16 protein-coding genes are annotated in these 19355 nt (G+C 57.4%); 8 read left to right on the top strand and 8 right to left on the bottom strand.

The annotated features are described in order from the left end of the window. Window positions 1-399 precede the first annotated feature (399 nt). The 5 genes from mioC to ravA form a co-directional block, all read right to left on the bottom strand. Window positions 400-840: an FMN-binding protein MioC gene (gene mioC, locus F3J39_RS14165; RefSeq protein WP_039381406.1), complete on the bottom strand. Its 441-nt coding sequence runs from the start codon at window positions 838-840 to the stop codon at window positions 400-402. A 153-nt stretch (window positions 841-993) separates the two neighbouring features. Beyond that, window positions 994-1455 (bottom strand): transcriptional regulator AsnC, encoded by a 462-nt coding sequence (gene asnC / locus F3J39_RS14160; RefSeq protein ID WP_039381403.1) that lies wholly within the window; start codon window positions 1453-1455, stop codon window positions 994-996. Between the two features lie 104 nt (window positions 1456-1559). Continuing rightward, window positions 1560-3698 (bottom strand): 5-histidylcysteine sulfoxide synthase, encoded by a 2139-nt coding sequence (gene ovoA / locus F3J39_RS14155; protein ID WP_348769945.1) that lies wholly within the window; start codon window positions 3696-3698, stop codon window positions 1560-1562. Window positions 3699-3770: 72 nt separating this feature from the next. Then, the gene (gene viaA, locus F3J39_RS14150) at window positions 3771-5231 is read right to left on the bottom strand and encodes an ATPase RavA stimulator ViaA (RefSeq protein ID WP_166714337.1); all 1461 of its coding nucleotides are present in this window, start codon (window positions 5229-5231) and stop codon (window positions 3771-3773) included. Continuing rightward, a complete protein-coding gene (ravA, locus tag F3J39_RS14145) occupies window positions 5228-6724 on the bottom strand; it encodes an ATPase RavA (RefSeq protein WP_039385671.1) in 1497 nt (498 codons plus the stop codon). Before ravA ends, viaA begins: the two co-directional genes overlap by 4 nt. 285 nt (window positions 6725-7009) lie before the next feature. On the opposite strand from ravA, the gene kup reads away from it, so the two are divergent. Continuing rightward, window positions 7010-8878 carry a low affinity potassium transporter Kup gene (gene kup, locus F3J39_RS14140; protein ID WP_039381392.1) on the top strand — a complete coding sequence of 623 codons (1869 nt, stop codon included), beginning with the start codon at window positions 7010-7012 and terminating at the stop codon, window positions 8876-8878. Here the strand turns inward: kup and qseC are convergent. Continuing rightward, window positions 8847-10220: a quorum sensing histidine kinase QseC gene (qseC, locus tag F3J39_RS14135; RefSeq protein WP_166714336.1), complete on the bottom strand. Its 1374-nt coding sequence runs from the start codon at window positions 10218-10220 to the stop codon at window positions 8847-8849. The two genes, kup and qseC, sit on opposite strands and share 32 nt — an antisense overlap. Then, window positions 10217-10879 carry a quorum sensing response regulator transcription factor QseB gene (gene qseB / locus F3J39_RS14130; RefSeq protein WP_071668262.1) on the bottom strand — a complete coding sequence of 221 codons (663 nt, stop codon included), beginning with the start codon at window positions 10877-10879 and terminating at the stop codon, window positions 10217-10219. Before qseB ends, qseC begins: the two co-directional genes overlap by 4 nt. 178 nt (window positions 10880-11057) lie before the next feature. Between qseB and F3J39_RS14125 the strand changes: the two genes are divergently transcribed. The 7 genes from F3J39_RS14125 (at window position 11058) to rbsR (ending at window position 17467) form a co-directional block, all read left to right on the top strand. Further along, complete coding sequence (locus F3J39_RS14125; RefSeq protein ID WP_094111666.1) at window positions 11058-11456, top strand: YgiW/YdeI family stress tolerance OB fold protein; 399 nt, start codon at window positions 11058-11060, stop codon at window positions 11454-11456. 214 nt (window positions 11457-11670) lie between these two features. Further along, window positions 11671-12090, top strand: a complete 420-nt coding sequence (gene rbsD / locus F3J39_RS14120) for a D-ribose pyranase (RefSeq protein ID WP_104085896.1) — start codon at window positions 11671-11673, stop codon at window positions 12088-12090. A gap of 7 nt (window positions 12091-12097) precedes the next feature. Then, window positions 12098-13606, top strand: a complete 1509-nt coding sequence (gene rbsA, locus F3J39_RS14115; protein ID WP_104085897.1) for a ribose ABC transporter ATP-binding protein RbsA — start codon at window positions 12098-12100, stop codon at window positions 13604-13606. After that, window positions 13603-14574 (top strand): ribose ABC transporter permease, encoded by a 972-nt coding sequence (gene rbsC, locus F3J39_RS14110; protein WP_108570060.1) that lies wholly within the window; start codon window positions 13603-13605, stop codon window positions 14572-14574. The genes rbsA and rbsC overlap by 4 nt, the downstream gene beginning before the upstream one ends. Before the next feature lie 27 nt (window positions 14575-14601). Then, the gene (rbsB, locus tag F3J39_RS14105; protein WP_039381376.1) at window positions 14602-15477 is read left to right on the top strand and encodes a ribose ABC transporter substrate-binding protein RbsB; all 876 of its coding nucleotides are present in this window, start codon (window positions 14602-14604) and stop codon (window positions 15475-15477) included. Window positions 15478-15540: 63 nt separating this feature from the next. After that, window positions 15541-16470, top strand: a complete 930-nt coding sequence (gene rbsK / locus F3J39_RS14100; RefSeq protein ID WP_145339775.1) for a ribokinase — start codon at window positions 15541-15543, stop codon at window positions 16468-16470. A gap of 13 nt (window positions 16471-16483) precedes the next feature. Next, on the top strand, window positions 16484-17467 hold the full coding sequence (gene rbsR / locus F3J39_RS14095) for a ribose operon transcriptional repressor RbsR (protein ID WP_039381369.1): 984 nt from the start codon (window positions 16484-16486) through the stop codon (window positions 17465-17467). Here the strand turns inward: rbsR and mdtD are convergent. Then, entirely contained in the window at window positions 17464-18867 is a 1404-nt protein-coding gene (gene mdtD / locus F3J39_RS14090; protein WP_166714335.1) for a multidrug transporter subunit MdtD, read from the bottom strand. The two genes, rbsR and mdtD, sit on opposite strands and share 4 nt — an antisense overlap. Between the last annotated feature and the right edge of the window lie 488 nt (window positions 18868-19355).

The following is a 19355-nucleotide window of genomic DNA, read 5'->3' as shown; positions in this document are numbered from 1 at the left end:
CTGGGCGGTGGATTCTACTGAAATTATGGTTCAGGCGAAAGCGGCGGATCCTGCGTGTTTATAGAAAGGATCTTTACTCTTTTATATGATCTTCTTGTTAGATCTCTTATTAGGATCACCGGTTTCTGTGGATAACGTGGCAAACCCGTTATTTTACATCAGCCTGGGAAGGATCGTTTGCTGTGAAAGATCGGTGATCCTGATCCAGATAAGCTGGGATCAACTTTGCTGGTTATCCACAGATGAAAAAAGCATCAGCGGTTATTCTTGGGATAACTACCGGTTATACGCATGATTCAGGCTGGTTTATCCACAGGAGATCGGAAGGATCCGGAAGAAATACAGTGTAATCGTCTGGGGATCGTCACTATTTCCCGATCCCCTGCCGGTTATGATCCGTCAGATCTGCTCAATCCAGCCAGCGACCCAGGCTTCAGCGGCATCTTCCGGTATTTCATGCTCAAGCATGTCGATTTCCAGCCGTTCCCCGATGCGCGTTGCGCCCAGCGCGATCAGCTGAGCCTCCAGGGTTTTTATTGCGCCACAGAAAAGATCGTATTCGCGGTTGCCGATGCCTGCTGCGCCAAAGCGCACGGCGGAAAGATCGGGCTTTTCAGTCTGCAGCGCCTCATAAAAGGGCAGCAGATTGTCCGGCAATTCACCGGCGCCGTGTGTGGACGTTACCACCAGCCAGATACCCGAATCAGGCACCTCATCAAGCGCCGGGCCGTGCAGTACGCTGGTTTTGAAGCCCGCATCCTGCAGCTTCTCTTCTAAATGTTCTGCGACATATTCGGCACTGCCAAGGGTACTGCCGGTGATTAAGGTAATATCAGCCATGATCGTCTCCCGCACTAAAGGCAGGCATTGTACGCTGTGATCAAGCCGTGATCCACCTGTGGAAAACAGGGTTAATAAAAGAAAGCATCCGCCGACAAACCGGATACCGCGCCGGATCGCTGCTGCATAACTTTATGCACAGGCTGGTGCGGTTCAGGGCTTGATGGTACGCATGATCGGGTTTTGCAGCGAGATCAGCGTCTCAGTGGACTGGATCTCATCAATAGTCTGGATCTTGTTGATCAGCACCTGCTGCAGCGCATCGATAGATCGGCACATGACCTTAATAAAGATGCTGTAGTGACCGGTGGTATACCAGGCTTCAACCACCTCATCCAGCGCTTCAAGCTTGCTGAGCGCTGCCGGATAGTCTCGTGCGCTCTTCAGAATGATGCCAATAAAGCAGCAAACATCGAATCCCAGCTGGCGTGGATCGATTTCCACGCGCGTACCGAGAATAATGCCGGCCTGACGCATTTTCTCAACGCGGACATGAATAGTGCCGGGACTGACATTGAACTGCTTTGCCAGCTCTGCGTAAGCCGTGCGGGCGTTCTCCAGCAGCGCATTGAGTATGCCGCGGTCGAGATTATCCAGTTGCAGATGTTCTGCCATCATCCTTCCTCTTAAATTCGTCTTCGCTGAACAGAGGTGAATGTGCAGGAATTTAGCGGGGCAGGCAAGATGCAGACTGCGGGCATGCCGCAGTCTGCACGCTTTTAGCGCTTACGCCAGAGCGTAAGCTGCGCCTGAGTATGCTGAAACTTGCGTGCGGTTTCGCGGATCACAAAGGGAACATCCTGCGGCGGCGCGATTTCATCAAACTCGTCGCGCAGAAGGCGCTGCAGTGCCTGGCAGGTGGTCAGCGCTTCGCCGTTTTCGCGGATACCGCCCAGCCAGTTCTCTTTCGGCGTGAACTCCTCAAGCCAGGTGTAAGGTGAAGAGATCGCCAGCACGCCGCCCTGACGGATCATCGGTGCGATATCCTGCAGGAAACGCTTTGGCTGACGCAGACGATCAATCAGATTGGCGGCCAGCACCAGATCGTACCGATCCGGCTGCGGCTTCAGGTTGCAGGCGTCACCCTGAACGAATTGGATCCGCTCCGCCTGCTGCCGGTCAGTGCCGATCTCCTTCAGGCGCACCTGGCGATACGCCACCAGCTCGCCCTCCTCCGGTACTACGTAGCGGAAATCCTCACCGGAGGTGAGCTGCAGCGCCACGTCGATAAAGCGTGCGGAGTAGTCCATGCCGGTAACGGCAGCAAAGTGACGCGCCAGAGCAAAGCTGGCGCGACCGGTGGCACAGCCGATATCCAGCGCATGCTCGCGCTGATGGCAGTGCGGCAGCACCAGCTCAATCAGTTTTTCGGCATAATTTTCCACGCCGTAGTAGCCAGGCCCGTACTGGAAATCGAGATACTGCGACACCATGCCGTCGGTTTCATACGGGTTAAGCTGCATACTCTCCTGATGCGCTGACACCACGTAACGGAAGCCGGCATGCTGGAAAAAGTGGCGGCGAAACGCGTAGCGCGACGATTTTAACGCCTCATTACCGGTTGAGATCCAGCTGCCGCCTTTGATGATGGCATGCTTGCCGTCAAAGGTAGGCGTGGAAAAATCGTCATACAGCGGATGGACGCGAAATCCTTCAAAGCCATTGATGGGCGTGGTGGTCCACTGCCAGACGTTCCCCACCAGATCAAAGAACGCGCCCTGGGAAAAATGATCCACCGGACAGGAGGAGGCCCAGTACGCGAGATTGATATTACCGGGTGCCTGCTCCCAGTCTGGCTGATCGCCGCTGACCTGTTCGCGCAGCAGCATATATTCCGCCTCACATGGCAGCTGAATTGTCTTACCGCTTTTGTCTGCCAGCCAGCGGCAGAAGGCGGCCGCTTCCAGCTGATTAACTTCAGCCGGCCAGTCCCACGGCATCGGGACTTCCTGCGTCATCAGGCGCAGGTGCAGCGCGTCAGGTTGGGTGATATCACCGACCCAGAAAGCAGGCATCTGCGCCCCGGCAAATGTCCGCCAGCCCTCTCCCTCTTCATCCCACCAGCGCGCCGTCTGATAGCCACCGGCAGCGACAAACTGATAAAACTCCGCGTTGCTGACCAGCATTTTGCTGGCCTGGAAGGGGCCGAACTCGGTTTTCTGATGGCCATACTCATTGTCCCAGCCATAAGTCTCATCCGTTTTTCCCTGCAGCACCGATCCACCCGCCAGCGCAATCAGACTGTTTTCCGGCACCGCGGCGCGATCGTGACGCGCCAGCGGGCAGGCAGGCCAGACGGGCTGCGGCTGCACCCACTCCAGCGGCAGCTGGCGGATCAGCACGCTGGAGGTTTCCAGATGGATGCGCTCATGCTCAATGCCCATCAGGATCACCCAGGCCGGACTCTCCCAGCCGATCGGCAGCTCAAGCGGCATCGTACGGATAAAATCAGTCACCAGCGCTTTCACTTTGCCGCGGTAGTCGCGCACTTCTGCCACACCGGGCCAGTCGTAGTGGGCGTCATTGAGATCGTCCCAGCTCATCTCATCCACACCAATCGCCATCATCGCCTCAATGCGCGCGTCAACACGGCGATCGAGATAGCGTCCAGCCATCAGCTTGTTGATATAGAAAGATGCGGTATGGCCAAAATAGAAAATCAGCGGATGGCGCAGCGAAATCGCTTTATTAAACCAGGCGCGCTCATCGCTCAGGCAGTCGAACAGGCTTTCATACAGCGTCCAGGTCTGAGTGAAATAGGCGAGCAGTTCGGCACGTTTCTCTTCAGCGGTGCCACCGGAAAGGCGCAGGGTGCGGGTCGGAGCAGGCAGCTGGCAGGGCAGATCGGCGATTGTCACAGTGAACTCCATAAAGCTGAATAAACACAGCGGGTCATTCACTATAGCAAACAGGCGTGTCTGTCAGATGAATCAGCGCGTCCAGCGACGCAGCAGGCGGCTTTTCAGCCCGGTATCGAAGCGCCAGATATGATCGAAGATGCGCAGAATGCCGGGTTTGCCATGCGCTGACATCGCCACGGCGTGAAACCGCTGCTGCTGCATCCGCTGTCGCTGCTTTATGGTCTTAATCAGCTCTTCCGGCAGGCGCTGGGCGATAAAGTCCGACACGATCACCGCGTCTGCCTCCTGCCACTGGCTGCCTTCCATGCGCTGCACCACGGCACTCAGGCAGGCCGTCAGATCGGTACCGCCGCGAAAACGCTGGCTGAGGAAACGAATCGCCTGTTCAATGCCGTTATCGGCGGTCAGCTCATAGCCGACCACCTCATGGGCAAACAGCATAATGTAGCAGCGACGCCGATCTGCCAGGGCGATTTTCAGCAGCGCAAGGCAAAAGGCCTTGGCGCAGCGTTCATTAAACCCGCCCATAGAGCCGGACGTATCCACGCAGACAATAAACGGACCGCTCGGCTCTGTTTCATGCTGCTGATGGCTCACCGGCCGCAGCGCGGTTTTTTCGTGCCAGGCATCACCCTGCAGGCGATAGGTCAGCAGGCGTTTTTCTACCAGACGCCGGTAAAATTCCAGCTCCAGTTCACTGATACTGAGCGCGGCCAGTTCCGGCGGCAGCAGGCGCAGCACATCATCGCTCTGATGAATGCCGCTGACCTCTTCCGGCACGTTATCTGGCTCATGCACCAGCTGATGAAACGCTTCCAGCGGCGCATCGCGTGACGGCACCGATTTGGCTTCGCGGCTGCGGCCTAACTGCTGCGCCAGCTGCATCAGCTCCGGCTGCTGCGCCAGAAACGCACCATATTGCACAATTAGTGTGTAGTCGCCTGGCTGCAGCGAGGCTTTGCTGAGATCCCACAGCCGGCCGGCGGCGGCCTCATCTTCATCGCTCAGCACCGGCGCCAGCTGGCCGCTCAGCGCCATACGCTGCTGCAGTTCCGCCAGCAGCCGTTCACGCTGCGCCTCCAGCAACGTTTCATTCAGCGTCAGCGTCTGCAGCGTCAGGCTCAGTCGCCAGCGCTGCAGGAACAGCCGGTGCTGCGCGTTGCTCAGTTCCGGGCCTTCATTACGCTGCAGCAGCATCCTGGCTTCGGTGAGAAAAGGGGATGGCAGCTTCTGCAGCTGCTCAAGCAGGTGCGGCAGCTGAGCGCTGAAATCACGGCTGCTGAGCAGCTGTAACCGCTCAAACAGCTGAAACTCCTGCGCCAGCACGGCGGGCACGGGCGTCGATCTCATCTGCCCGGCGATTTCAGCGCGCCAGCGCGGCAGATCGCGCAGCATCGCCTGCTTCATGCGGGGAAATTTTTCGAAAAACAGCGTCAGCTGCGGTGTGGCCAGCAGCGCCAGAATCAGCTCATCAATCAGCTCCGTTTCACCAATTGAGAGCAGTGTGCTGAGCGTCTCCAGCGAGATCATTTCCGCGCCTGTTTCAGCTGCTCGGCGACATCCTGCAGGCTGGTCTCAATGCGTGCCAGCCAGTCATCGCTGATAAACAGGCAGCGCTGATGCTGGCTGAACAGCGCCCGCTGCGCCCGCAGGCGGGCCTCAAGCGCATCATATTCATCAACGATTTCCGGCGGCAGCGCCTGCAGGCTCGCCGCTCCGGGCAGCGTCAGGCGCGCAGACTGCAGGCTGACATCGCGTAGCGTCAGGCAGTGATGGGTATCGACCACCAGATCGAGTGACTGTGCAAAGCCGATGCCGTTCAGCTTGCCGCGTATATCTCCGCCTTTCAGCAGCCACTGTACCAGGGCCTCACGGCTTACCACTATATGGCTGACCTGCATATCGTGCAGCGTCAGCGGCTGCTGCAGCATCAGGGTCAGCTGTTCGCCGGCAACCGACTCCGGCAGCTCATAATGTGGCTTACGGCTGAACATGCCGCTGTGTTTCTCCAGCGTCAGCGCCTGCGCCACGCTCTGCTGCTGCTGCAGTGCCAGACGCTGCGCATTGATCTGCTGCAGCCGGTGCAGCATCGCCTGCTGCTGCCAGGCGTGCTGCGTCATCAGCGCATCCATTTCCCGGTCCAGCAGCGTCATCGAAGCGATGTCGTGCCAGAGGCAATCTTTGAGCAGAACCAGATCGATAGGCGCAATCGCCGTGCGCCCGCTGTAAAAGGCGCTGGCCTGCAGCAGATGAATCGCTTTTTTCCAGCGACGGTCAGAGATGTAGGGCGCATCCGGCAGGTTTTCCAGCTGCTGACGCAGCTGATAGATAAGCTCAAACACATCGTCAGGCAGCTTTACCTGACTGATGCCCTTTTGCCACTGCAGATACTCTTCATCGCTGATGCAGAGCGACTCCGCGACCGGATTGACGTTCTCATCCTGCTGGTGGGTCAGCATGCTGCGAAAATTTTGCTTCTCATGTACGTTATCGAGCCACAGGCGGATAAGCATGCGGTCATAGAGGGCTTCAAGGCCGCTGTCAGCTTCCGGCAGCTCGTTTGAGGCGGTCACCAGCAGACGCATCGGGATCGCCTCTTCGCAGTCGCCGTTCCGGAAGCGGCGTTCGTTAATGGCGGTCAGCAGCGTGTTCAGAATGGCCGGACCCGCTTTCCAGATCTCATCCAGAAAGACGATCTCCGCATCCGGCAGATAGCCTCTGGTCAGACGCTGATAGCGGCCCTCATCTTTCAGTGCCTGAATCGACAGCGGGCCAAACACCTCTTCCGGCGTGGAGAAACGGGTCATCAGATATTCAAACGCACGGGCGTGCTGGAAAGCATATTTAAGGCGACGGGCAATCAGGCTTTTGGCAATGCCGGGCGGGCCGAGCAGAAAAACGCTTTCGCCGCTTAACGCTGCCAGCAGGCAGAGGCGAATGGCATGGTGCCGTTCATACAGCCCTTTTTCCAGCGCATTACTCAGTCGGGAAATTCTTTCTGCCAACAGATGGGGTTGAGCCATAATCACATCATTGTCCTTCTGAACCTGGTGCCGTTACGGTCTGGCGAGCGCAATACTCTACTGTTTATCATGCTTGAATGCGTTGATAGCCGTCAGCTTTTTTGTTTCAGAAGGTTGTGGCAGCACAACGTGCGGTTTTCAGCCCGTTTTCTGCAGGATTTTCGGCGAAAAAGCAGAGTACGCTGCGTATTATCATCAGCGCTGTCTGTTGGTTTCTGCCAATTATGTGCATACTGTGCGCTTTTTGATGGCCTGAGTCGCAACGGCTCCAACACAAGACACCCTATGAGCTCGGATAAGAAACAGTCTCTTAGCGCCGTCACGCTGGCTGCAATCGGCGTGGTCTATGGCGACATTGGCACCAGCCCGCTGTATACCTTACGTGAATGCCTTTCCGGCCAGTTCGGCTTTGGCGTTGAACGCGAAGCGGTATTCGGCTTTTTATCGCTGATCTTCTGGCTGCTGATTCTGGTGGTTTCGCTGAAATATATCAGTTACGTCATGCGCGCGGACAATGCGGGTGAAGGCGGAATTCTGACGCTGATGTCGCTCGCGGGTCGTCACACCGGCGCGCGTGCCACAGCCGTTCTGGTGATCATGGGGCTGATCGGCGGCAGCTTCTTTTATGGTGAGGTGGTGATCACCCCGGCCGTATCCGTGCTCTCAGCGATTGAGGGACTGGAGATTGCCGCGCCCGGTCTCGACACCTGGATCGTCCCGCTGGCGATCGCCGTGCTGACGCTGCTGTTTATAATCCAGAAACAGGGCACCGGTATCGTAGGCAAGCTGTTTGCGCCGGTTATGCTGGTATGGTTTCTGGTGCTGGCCGTGCTGGGCGCGCGCAGCATCCTGAATAATCCTGATGTACTGCACGCGATGAATCCTTACTGGGCGCTGCACTTCTTTGTTCAGTATAAGTCGGTCTCCTTTTTTGCGCTGGGTGCGGTGGTACTGGCGATCACCGGCGTCGAAGCGCTTTATGCGGACATGGGACACTTCGGCAAATTTCCGATCCGTCTGGCGTGGTTTGTGGTGGTGCTGCCTTCGCTGGTGCTGAACTATTTTGGCCAGGGTGCGCTGCTGCTGGCGCATCCGGAAGCGATAAAGAACCCGTTTTTCCTGCTGGCACCGGACTGGATGCTGATCCCGATGCTGCTGCTCGCTACGCTGGCGACGGTTATCGCCTCACAGGCGGTGATCTCCGGCGTCTTTTCCCTGACGCGTCAGGCGGTGCGGCTCGGTTATCTGCCGCCGATGCGCATTGTTCATACCTCTGAAGAGGAGTCAGGACAGATCTATATCCCGGTCATTAACTGGCTGCTCTACGCCGCGGTGGTGATTGTGATTGTTGGTTTTGAGCACTCCAGTAATCTGGCGGCGGCCTACGGCATTGCCGTGACCGGCACTATGGTGCTGACGGCGATCCTTTGCGCCACGGTGGCGATTCAGAACTGGCACTGGAATCGCTATCTGGTCATGCTGATGCTGGCCGCGATGCTCTGCATTGATGTGTCGCTGTTCTCCGCTAACCTGATCAAAGTCTTCTCCGGCGGCTGGCTGCCGCTGACGCTGGCGCTGATGATGTTCATCATCATGACGACCTGGAAAAGTGAGCGCTTTCGTCTGCTGCGCCGCATGCATGAGCACGGCAATTCGCTCGATGCGATGATCGCTTCACTGGAGAAATCACCGCCGGTACGCGTATCGGGTACGGCGGTATATATGTCGCGTGCGCTGAACGTGATCCCTTTCGCGATGCTGCATAACCTCAAGCACAACAAAGTGCTGCATGAGCGCGTGGTGCTGCTGACGCTGCGTACGGAAGATTCACCCTATGTGCATAACGTACGCCGGGTCACCATTGAACAGCTGTCGCCTACGTTCTGGCGCGTGGTGGCGAGCTACGGCTGGCGCGAGACGCCAAACGTGGAGGAGATTTTTCACCGCTGCGGGCTGGAGGGGCTTAACTGCCGGATGATGGAGACCTCATTCTTTATGTCGCATGAATCGCTGATCATCGGTAAGCGGCCCTGGTATCTGCGCCTGCGCGGCAAACTGTTCCTGACGCTGCAGCGTAACGCGCTGCGCGCGCCGGATCAGTTTGAAATCCCGCCTAACCGTGTTATCGAGCTGGGTACGCAGGTCGAGATTTAGCGCCGCTGCGTTGCCGGATTAGCGTGATGCGCAGCCCCTGCGGCACGGCGTGACTGAAGTGCAGCTGCAGATCGTGCAGCTGCGCAATATTTTTCACAATCGACAGCCCCAGGCCGCTGCCGCTCTGTGTTTGGCCGGGCGGGCGCCAGAAGCGTTCGCCGAGCCTCGCCAGCTGCTCGTCCGATACGCCCGCACCATTATCTTCTATCACTATGCTGTCCGTCCCCAGCCGCAGCGCTATCCGGCTCTGTGCCGGCGCATAGCGCAGCGCATTATCCAGCAGATTACGTATCATCAGGCCCAGCAGCAGCGGATGACCGTTCATCACCGGCGCGGCATCGCTGGTCAGTGTTATCTCTGTCTGCTGCGCGGCGGCCTGCGGCAGATGTTCAGCGACCAGCGCCTGCAGCAGCGGGAGCAGCGCGACCGGCTGAAATTCACTGCGCAGATCGTCCGCTTCAACGCGCGACAGCGTCAGCAGCTGATCCACCAGCCGGGTCGCACGGATAATACCGCTATCGAGCTGCTGCAGCGCCCGCCGTCGCACCTGCTCATCATCTTCGGCCAGCTGGATCACCTCACTTTGCACGCGCAGGGCAGCCAGCGGGCTGCGCAGTTCATGGGCGGCATCGGAGGTGAAGCGACGCTCGCGCTGTACCAGCTGCGCCGTGCGTCCGAAGAGATCGTTGAGCGCCGCTACCAGCGGCTGTACCTCACGCGGCAGATGCGTAACCGGCAGCGTGGTCGCGTCATCCGGCGCACGCTGCTGCAGCCGGTGCGCCAGCTGCTTCAGCGGCCGCAGTTCATACCACACCAGCAAGAGCAGCAGCAGCAGCATAAACGGCATCGCGACAAGCCACGGCAGCAGGGCGGCGGACGCCAGATCGAGCGTCATATCATCCCGGTACTCCTGCTCCTGCCCCACTACCACGCGATACTGTTTATCGGGTGACGTCAGCCAGAGCAGACGCCAGCGCTCATCGTCGTCACGCAGCTGCCCGTCACGAAAGCCGTCGCGTCGCGTATCGAACGATAACCCGCGCCCGTTCTCGCCGTCGTTGAGCAGCGGCGTACCGTCGGTGCGGAACACCGCAAATGCCAGGGCGTCATCATCCTGATCGCCGCGGTGATGGCGTAAAAGGGTTTTGGTTTTCGGTAATGCCGCGTGATGCAGGCTGGTGGGGTCGAGCGCCAGCAGCCGTTTGGCAAACAGCATCTGCTGGGTATCAAACAGTTCATTAACCGTATCGCGCGTCTGCTGCCACGCGCTCCAGCCGGCGCTGGCACCGCACAGCAGGATCAGCAGCACAAAACCCGTTGCCAGCCGGACAAACAGGCTCATTCTGCCGCTCCCAGCGTATAGCCAATACCGTGCACGGTGCGGATAAACTGGCTGCCCAGCTTTTTGCGCAGATGATGAATATGTACTTCTACCGCGTTGCTGGAAACATCGTCATCCCAGCTGTAAAGCTTCTCTTCAAGCTGGCTGCGCGTCAGCACCTGAGCCGGATGTCGCAGAAACAGCTCCAGCAGCGCCAGTTCGCGGCTTTTCAGTTCAAGCGGTTCGCCATTGAGCAGAACGCTGTGGCTGGCGGGCTGCATGACAACATTGCCGTGCCGCAGCTCAGGCTGCAGCTGGCCATGCCGGCGGCGGATCAGCGCCTGCAGTCGCGCAGCCACTTCAGTCAGTGCGAACGGTTTGCAGAGATAGTCATCGGCACCCAGCTGTAAACCCTGTACGCGCTGGTCCAGTGCGTCGCGCGCTGTCAGGATCAGCACCGGAATATCCGCGCCTGCAGCGCGCCACTGGCGCAGGATCTCCAGCCCGTCGCGTTCCGGCAGCGACAGATCCAGCACCACTGCATCCCAGGGCGCTGCGCTCAGCGCCTGACATCCGGCCTCACCGGATATAAACCAGTCGACGCTGAATCCCAGTTTTGTCAGGCCAACCTTCAGCCCGTCGCCAATCAGCGTGTCATCTTCAATCAACAGAATTCGCATTGTGCTCTCCCCTGGCTACAGGCGAGTTATACGAAGCCCGTCCGGGCTTGTACAGGCCAGCAGCGCGATTTTCAGCTATTTTTCACGCAACGGTAAAAAACAGCGCTCCTTAAGATCCTGTTAAGAACTCTCTGGTCTACTGCTGATATTCCACCTGTTCACAGAAATGAGGTAACTAATGAAAACACGTATCGCGTTACTGACCCTGATTGCCCTGGCCACCGCACCGGTACTTGCTGCGCCGCAGGGCGGCTTTATGGATCCCGCTGCGCCAGCCGCACAAAGTAATCAGGCGGGCGGTTTTAAAGCGGGCGAAGCCAGCGTCGTGACGGTAAAACAGGCTGAAGAGATGAAAGATGACAGCTGGATCACCGTGCGCGGGACGCTGGAAAAGCAGACTGGCGATGAAGATTATCTGTTCCGCGACAGCAGCGGCACCATGAAAGTGGAAATTGACCACAAGCGCTGGAACGGCGTGACCATTACGCCAAAAGATCGCGTCGAACTGACGGGCGAGCTGGATAAAGATTTCAATGCCACTGAGCTTGATGTGAAACAGGTTCGCAAACTGCCATAACTCTGTTGTGAAGCCACTGCCTGAGTGGCTTCATTTATTCTGATGGGCCCATATCATCCTGCTCCCTGCCTCTCTGTACTCCCTTACCCAAATTTTTCCGGCTGACAGCGAAACGTTTCGATGGCGATCACACTTCCGTGATGGTGTCATTGCGTTACTATGCTGCTTTTATACACTGCTCCACAGCGAAACGTTTCGCTGTGGAGTGGATGAAATGAAAAAAGGTCGCCTGTTACACGCTGAACTCTCTCATGTGATTGCCCGCCTCGGGCATACCAATACGCTGACTATTGCGGACGCGGGCCTGCCTGTTCCGCACGGCCCCCGGCGTATTGACCTGGCGTTAACGCCCGGTACGCCCGGATTTTTACAGGTTGTGGAGGTAGTCACACAGGAGATGCAGGTAGAAAGCGCCCTGATTGCGGAGGAGATAAAAGAACATAATCCGCAGCTTCACAGCCAGCTGCTCGCCGTGCTCGAAGCGTTGCAACAGCACCAGGGGAATAGCATCACCGTCCGTTACATCAGTCATGAACAGTTCAAACAACAGACGCAGTGCAGCCAGGCGGTCATTCGCAGCGGAGAGTGTTCTCCGTATGCGAATGTCATCCTGAGCGCCGGCGTCACCTTCTGAGGCCGCTATGCAACCCTTACTGCAACTTAAAGGAATCGAAAAGTCGTTTCCTGGCGTAAAGGCGCTGAATGGTGCCTCGCTGGCGGTCTACCCGGGGCGCGTTATGGCGCTGGTAGGCGAAAACGGGGCCGGTAAATCCACCATGATGAAGGTGCTGACCGGCATCTACACCATGGACGCCGGCTCGCTGCAGTGGCTGGGTGAAGCTGTCGCCTTCTCCGGCCCTAAAGCGTCGCAGGAGGCAGGCATCGGCATTATTCATCAGGAGCTTAATCTGATCCCGCAGCTGAGCGTGGCGGAAAATATTTTCCTCGGCCGGGAGTTTGTAAACCGGTTTGGCCGTATCGACTGGAAAAAGATGCATCGCGAGGCAGAGTCGCTGCTTAAGCGTCTTAACCTGCGTTTCAGCAGCCACAAACTGGTGGGCGATCTCTCAATTGGCGATCAGCAGATGGTAGAGATTGCCAAAGTACTGAGTTTTGAATCGCGCGTCATCATCATGGATGAGCCGACGGATGCGCTGACGGATACCGAAACGCTGTCGCTGTTTCACGTTATCAATGAACTGAAAGCGCAGGGGTGCGGCATTGTCTATATCTCGCACCGTATGAAAGAAATTTTTGAGATCTGCGATGACGTAACCGTATTTCGTGACGGGCAGTTTATTGCCGAACGCGCCGTCAGCGATCTGAGTGAAGAGCAGCTGATTGAGATGATGGTGGGACGCAAGCTGGAAGATCAGTATCCCCATCTCGATCAATCGCCCGGTGAAATCCGTCTGCAGGTTGAAAAGCTCTGTGGTTCAGGCGTGGAGGATGTCAGCTTTACCCTGCGCAAAGGTGAAATTCTGGGGATTTCAGGGCTGATGGGGGCCGGGCGCACTGAGTTGATGAAAGTGCTCTATGGCGCCCTGCCGCGCCGCAGCGGCAGCGTCACGCTCAATGGCCGTACCGTGACCGTACGTTCGCCGCAGGAGGGGCTCGCCAGCGGTATCGTTTATATCTCTGAAGATCGTAAGCGCGACGGACTGGTGCTGGGAATGTCGGTAAAAGAGAACATGTCGCTGACGGCGCTGCGCTATTTCAGCCACGCCGGCGGTAACCTGAAACATGCGGAAGAGCAGCTGGCGGTAGGCGATTTTATCCGCCTGTTCAATGTAAAGACGCCCTCAATGATGCAGCCAATTGGCCTGCTCTCCGGCGGTAATCAGCAAAAGGTGGCGATTGCCCGCGGCCTGATGACCCGTCCGGACGTGCTGATCCTGGATGAACCCACGCGCGGTGTCGATGTGGGTGCCAAAAAAGAGATTTATCAGTTAATTAATCAGTTCAAAGCGGAAGGGCTGAGCATCATTCTGGTGTCATCGGAAATGCCGGAAGTGCTGGGCATGAGCGATCGCATTCTGGTGATGCATGAAGGCCATATTAGTGGCGAATTTTCCCGCGAGCAGGCTACCCAGGAATCCCTGATGGCGGCGGCGGTCGGTAAGCAACACAGCGAGGATTTAGTCGTATGAGTACCCACACCCTACCCGCCAGCCGCCGCTGGTTCAGCAAAAGCTGGCTGCTGGAGCAGAAGTCACTGATTGCGCTGATTGTGCTGATCGCCGTGGTCGCCAGCCAGAGCCCGAACTTCTTTACGCTGGCCAACATGTTCAACATTCTGCAGCAGACCTCGGTCAACGCCATTATGGCGGTGGGGATGACGCTGGTGATCCTGACGTCAGGCATCGACCTGTCAGTGGGATCGCTGCTGGCGCTTACCGGTGCGGTTGCCGCGTCTATTGTCGGCATGGAGGTCAATGCGCTGGTTGCCGTTGCCGCTTCTCTGGCGCTGGGCGCGTTTATTGGCGGCATCACCGGCGTGATAGTTGCGCGCGGCAGGGTGCAGGCGTTTATCGCCACGCTGGTGATGATGCTGCTGCTGCGCGGCGTCACCATGGTTTACACCGACGGCAGTCCGGTGAATACCGGCTTCAGTGAAAACGCCGATCTGTTTGGCTGGTTCGGTATCGGCCGTCCGCTGGGGATCCCGACGCCGGTATGGCTGATGGCGCTGGTGTTTGCGCTGGCGTGGTACATGCTGCATCACACCCGCCTCGGTCGCTATATTTATGCGCTGGGCGGTAATGAAGCCGCTACCCGTCTGTCAGGTATCAGCGTTAACCGCGTCAAAATTACCGTCTATGCGCTGAGCGGACTGCTGGCAGCGCTGGCAGGCACGATTGAAGTCGCCCGTCTCTCCTCAGCACAGCCTACGGCTGGCACCGGTTATGAACTGGATGCGATTGCGGCTGTGGTCCTGGGCGGCACCAGCCTGGCAGGCGGTAAAGGCCGTATTATGGGTACGCTGATTGGCGCGCTGATTCTGGGTTTCCTGAATAATGGCCTGAACCTGATGGGCGTATCTTCCTACTACCAGATGATTGTTAAAGCCGTCGTGATTTTGCTGGCGGTGCTGGTAGATAACAAAAGCAGTAAATAACTCTGACCCTCACACAGGATCCTGTAAATGAAAAAATTAACTGCACTGGCCGTCATTCTTGGTGCCACCCTGAGTGCCGGCGCAATGGCCAAGGATACGATTGCGCTGGTGGTTTCTACCCTCAATAACCCCTTCTTTGTCTCGCTTAAAGATGGCGCTCAGAAAGAAGCGGACAAGCTTGGCTACAACCTGGTGGTGCTGGACTCCCAGAACAACCCGGCAAAAGAGCTGGCTAACGTGCAGGATCTGACCGTTCGCGGCACTAAGCTGCTGCTGATCAACCCGACAGATTCCGACGCTGTTGGCAACGCCGTAAAAATGGCTAACCAGGCAAATATCCCGGTGATCACGCTGGACCGTATGGCAGCACAGGGCAAGGTAGTGAGCCACGTCGCCTCTGACAACCGCTTTGGCGGTAAAATGGCGGGCGATTTTATTGCGAAAAAAGTGGGTGACGGCGCAAAAATCATTGAGCTGCAGGGCATCGCCGGCACATCAGCCGCACGCGAGCGCGGTGAAGGTTTCAAGCAGGCCGCTGATGCGCACAAATTTGCTATTCTTGCCAGTCAGCCGGCTGACTTCGATCGTACTAAAGGGCTGAACGTGATGCAGAACCTGCTGCAGGCGCATCCGGATGTGCAGGCGGTGTTTGCACAAAACGATGAGATGGCGCTGGGTGCGCTGCGTGCGCTGCAGACCGCCGGTAAAACCGATGTGCTGGTGGTTGGATTTGATGGTACGGCTGACGGCGTGAAAGCGGTAGAGTCCGGTAAACTGACCGCAACCGTGGCGCAGATGCCGGATAAGATTGGTATGATTGGCGTGGATACCGCAGACAAAGTGCTGAAAGGTGAAAAAGTGCAGGCGATCAACCCGGTTGACCTGAAACTCGTCACTAAATAAAACCAAAGAAAAGCGTGGCCTCGCGTCACCCTCAGGGTGGCGCAACTTCCTGGATCCCTCTCTATGAGCAAATGCGCAACACTGGCGGTAATGGGCAGCATTAACGCCGATCATATCCTGAACCTGAGCCACTTCCCGCGCCCCGGTGAAACCGTTATCGGTAAGGCGTATCAGATTGCGTTTGGCGGCAAAGGCGCTAATCAGGCGGTGGCAGCCGGACGCGCGGGTGCTGATATCGCCTTTATCGCCTGCGTAGGCGGCGATGACACGGGCGAACGCATCTGTGAACAGCTGCAGCGCGACAATATTGATATCACGCCGGTTGAAGCCATCCCGTCAGAGGCAACCGGCGTGGCGATGATCTTCGTCAACGGTGAAGGTGAAAACAACATCGGCATTTATGCCGGCGCGAACGCCGCGCTGACGCCAGACTATGTACGGCGTCATCAGCAGGTGATCGCTGACGCTGAGGCGCTGCTGATGCAGCTGGAATCCCCGCTGGAAAGCGTGCTGACGGCAGCGCAGCTTGCGCGACAGCACGGCACGCAGGTGATCCTCAATCCGGCCCCTGCGACCAGGCTGACGGATGAATTGCTGGCACAGATTGACATCATTACGCCTAACGAAACCGAAGCGGAGATCCTGACCGGGATTGCCGTTACCAGTGACGCTGAGGCCGCACAGGCAGCGCAGGTGCTGCATGCCAAAGGGATCCGCACCGTGCTGATTACGCTGGGGCGGCGCGGCGTATGGCTGAGCGAACAGGGTAACGGCGAGCGCATTCCTGGTTTTAACGTACAGGCCGTTGACACCATTGCCGCAGGTGACACCTTCAACGGTGCTTTTATTACCGCGCGGCTGGAAGGCATGACGATGCATGATGCGGTACGGTTTGCGCATGCGGCAGCGGCGATTGCCGTAACGCGGCCCGGCGCTCAGCCTGCTGTACCGTGGCGCCGCGAAATCGACGCTTTCCTGCAGCAACAGGAATAAGCGCTTGGCTACCATGAAAGATGTTGCCCGTCAGGCGGGCGTCTCCACCTCTACCGTTTCGCATGTGATCAATAACAATCGCTTTGTCAGCGAGCAGGTGCGCGAAAAGGTTGAACAGGCCATCCGTGAGCTGAACTATGCCCCTTCGGCGCTGGCGCGCAGCCTGAAGATCAGGCAGACGCGTACTATCGGTATGTTACTGACGGCCAGCAGCAACCCTTTCTATGCTGAGGTCGTGCGCGGCGTGGAAAACAGCTGTTACGAACGCGGCTATAGCCTGATCCTGTGTAATACCGAAGGGGATGAAGAGCGCATGAATCGCAGCCTGGAAACGCTGATGCAAAAGCGCGTGGATGGCCTGCTGCTGATGTGCACGGAGACGCATCTGCCTTCGGCTGAGATCCTGAATCGTTATCCCTCGGTGCCGATGGTAATGATGGACTGGGCACCGTTTGAGGGACGGGGCGATATCATTCAGGATAATGCCTTACTGGGCGGCGAAATGGCGACCCGCCATCTGATTGAACGAGGCTACCGGCGTATTGCCTGTATTGCGGGACCGCAGGACAAAACGCCGGCGCGACTTCGTCTTGAAGGCTTTCATAAAGCGATGGCGGCGCACGGTTTAACGGTACCTGATGGGTATGTAGTTGACGGCGACTTTGAGTTCCAGGGCGGATTCAATGCCATGACGCAGCTGCTGGCGCTGGAGCCGGTACCGGAGGCGGTGTTTACCAGTAACGATGCGATGGCCGTTGGCGTCTATCACGCGTTGTATCAGGCGGGCCTGCAGGTACCGCAGGATATTGCGGTTATGGGATATGACAACATCGAACTGGCCCGCTATCTGACACCGCCGCTGACCACGGTACATCAGCCAAAAGATGAGCTGGGCGAGCTGGCTATCGATACATTGATTCACCGCATGGGCGCGCCCGACGCCAGTCAGCAAACGCTGGTGCTGACGCCGGAGCTGGTGGAACGCGGTTCTGTTTAAGCCGCTTTCTTTTTCTTTTCCCGGTTGGCGATCAGGTTACGGCCGTCGCCGGGCCGCAGTAACAGAAACGCGGCGGCAGACAGCACGGTAATGACGCCCATCGTCAGAAACGTAGCGTGGAACTGCTGCACGGTCGTACTTTCAAAATCCTGGTAAAAGCGCAGCACCGCCGCGCTGACCGCAACACCAAAGCTGATAGAAACCTGCTGCGTTACCGCCAGTACGCTGTTGCCACCGCTGGCGTTGTCATCATTCAGATCGGCCAGCGTAATCGTGTTCATCGCGGTGAACTGCGTTGACATCGCCATGCCCAGCACAAACAGCGCTATCAGCAGCATAACTGCGCCCTCACCCGGCGACTGCAGCGAGAAGCTGGCGATCAGGATACCGATAATGATGGTAATGCCCACCAGGGTTTGGCGATAGCCAAAGCGGCGCAGCACCTGCGTCACCGTCGATTTGGCCAGCAGTGAGCCTACCGCCGTAGGCCCCATCATGCAGCCTGCAATAATTGCCGGATAGCCAAAGCCCACCTGCAGCATCAGCGGCATCAGAAAGGGAATACAGCCGGTTCCGAGACGCGCCGCAATATTGCCGAGGATACCGACAGAAAATGTACGGGTGCGGAACATCGGCAGACCGATCAGCGGTGCGGGATGGCGCCGCGCATGTACTATATAAAGAAGCAGCAGTGCAAAGCCGCCAAACAGCACCAGTAGCGCCTGCCATGATGCAACAATGCGCTCGCCGAACAGCTCAATGCCCACTGAGATCAGCACCAGCCCCAGACCGAAAAGAAGAAAGCCGGTAAAATCGAAGCGGCGTTTTGGCGTTGTGAAATCCGGCATATATTTACGCGCGTAAAAAATACCGGCAATACCGATGGGAATATTGATCAGGAAAATCCAGTGCCAGCTGGCGTAGGTAACCAGCAGGCCTCCCAGCATCGGTCCGAGGATAGGCCCGACCAGACCCGGCATGGTCACAAAGTTAAGCACCGGCAGCAGTTCACTGCGCGGATAGGCACGCAGCAGCGCCAGACGCGCCACCGGCATCATCATGGCACCGCCCACGCCCTGCACAATGCGCGACACGACCAGAATAGTCAGCGAGCCCGACAGGGCACAGGCCAGCGATCCCAGCGTAAACAGTGAAACGGCAATAATGAAAATACGGCGCGTGCCAAATCGATCGGCCAGCCAGCCGCTGACGGGTATCAGCATAGCGACAGTCAGGGTATAGCTGATAACGGCGGACTGCATAGCAAGGGGGGAGCGTTCAAGGCTGGTGGCAATGGCCGGCAGCGCTGTATTAAGAATGGTTGCGTCGAGTGCCTGCATAAAAAACGCCATTGCGGCTATCCACGGCAAGCCAGCCATACTGCGCGCAGAACGAATCATCGAAAATCCTTCTATTGGTGGTGCTGGCAAACAGCATTATCAGAAAAGAATAGCATTGCAGTTACAGGCGATGACGTTGATTTGTGCCTCTTACGAGGCCATTTTGGCCATTAATTGGTCATATAATGCCTGCTTTTAGCGCTTTCGCTCAAAAAAGAGACGCTCAGCTATTTTTTTGCAATAAACACTTGTCACCCGGCGAGAACTCCCTATAATGCGCCACCACTGAGACGGCAAAGCGGCAACGCAGACGGGCTCAGCAGGGCGTGAAGCGATTCACCCCGCCGGAGAAAACGCTGAAAAAAGTGGTTGACTCCGGAGGAGGAAAGCGTAATATACGCCACCTCGCAGCAGACGCTTAAGGCGCTGGCTGCACCGCTCTTTAACAATTTATCAGACAATCTGTGTGGGCACTCGCAGGATTGATATCACAAGCCTACGGGCTTTAAAAAATATCAAGTCTTTGCTGAGTGAACACGTAATTCATT

Origin of the sequence: Pantoea sp. Acro-807, assembly GCF_011752675.1 — a bacterium.
In the GTDB taxonomy this organism is placed as follows: domain Bacteria; phylum Pseudomonadota; class Gammaproteobacteria; order Enterobacterales; family Enterobacteriaceae; genus Pantoea; species Pantoea eucrina.
The sequence above is the reverse complement of the archived record's forward strand: the minus strand, read 5'-3'. Positions and strand labels throughout refer to the sequence as shown.

Coding starts and splice junctions, on each gene's coding strand:
- mioC (WP_039381406.1), bottom strand. CDS start 840: ATGGCTGATATTACCTTAATCACCGGCAGTACCCTTGGCAGTGCCGAA.
- asnC (WP_039381403.1), bottom strand. CDS start 1,455: ATGGCAGAACATCTGCAACTGGATAATCTCGACCGCGGCATACTCAAT.
- viaA (WP_166714337.1), bottom strand. CDS start 5,231: ATGATCTCGCTGGAGACGCTCAGCACACTGCTCTCAATTGGTGAAACG.
- ravA (WP_039385671.1), bottom strand. CDS start 6,724: ATGGCTCAACCCCATCTGTTGGCAGAAAGAATTTCCCGACTGAGTAAT.
- kup (WP_039381392.1), top strand. CDS start 7,010: ATGAGCTCGGATAAGAAACAGTCTCTTAGCGCCGTCACGCTGGCTGCA.
- qseC (WP_166714336.1), bottom strand. CDS start 10,220: ATGAGCCTGTTTGTCCGGCTGGCAACGGGTTTTGTGCTGCTGATCCTG.
- qseB (WP_071668262.1), bottom strand. CDS start 10,879: ATGCGAATTCTGTTGATTGAAGATGACACGCTGATTGGCGACGGGCTG.
- F3J39_RS14125 (WP_094111666.1), top strand. CDS start 11,058: ATGAAAACACGTATCGCGTTACTGACCCTGATTGCCCTGGCCACCGCA.
- rbsD (WP_104085896.1), top strand. CDS start 11,671: ATGAAAAAAGGTCGCCTGTTACACGCTGAACTCTCTCATGTGATTGCC.
- rbsA (WP_104085897.1), top strand. CDS start 12,098: ATGCAACCCTTACTGCAACTTAAAGGAATCGAAAAGTCGTTTCCTGGC.
- rbsC (WP_108570060.1), top strand. CDS start 13,603: ATGAGTACCCACACCCTACCCGCCAGCCGCCGCTGGTTCAGCAAAAGC.
- rbsB (WP_039381376.1), top strand. CDS start 14,602: ATGAAAAAATTAACTGCACTGGCCGTCATTCTTGGTGCCACCCTGAGT.
- rbsK (WP_145339775.1), top strand. CDS start 15,541: ATGAGCAAATGCGCAACACTGGCGGTAATGGGCAGCATTAACGCCGAT.
- rbsR (WP_039381369.1), top strand. CDS start 16,484: ATGAAAGATGTTGCCCGTCAGGCGGGCGTCTCCACCTCTACCGTTTCG.
- mdtD (WP_166714335.1), bottom strand. CDS start 18,867: ATGATTCGTTCTGCGCGCAGTATGGCTGGCTTGCCGTGGATAGCCGCA.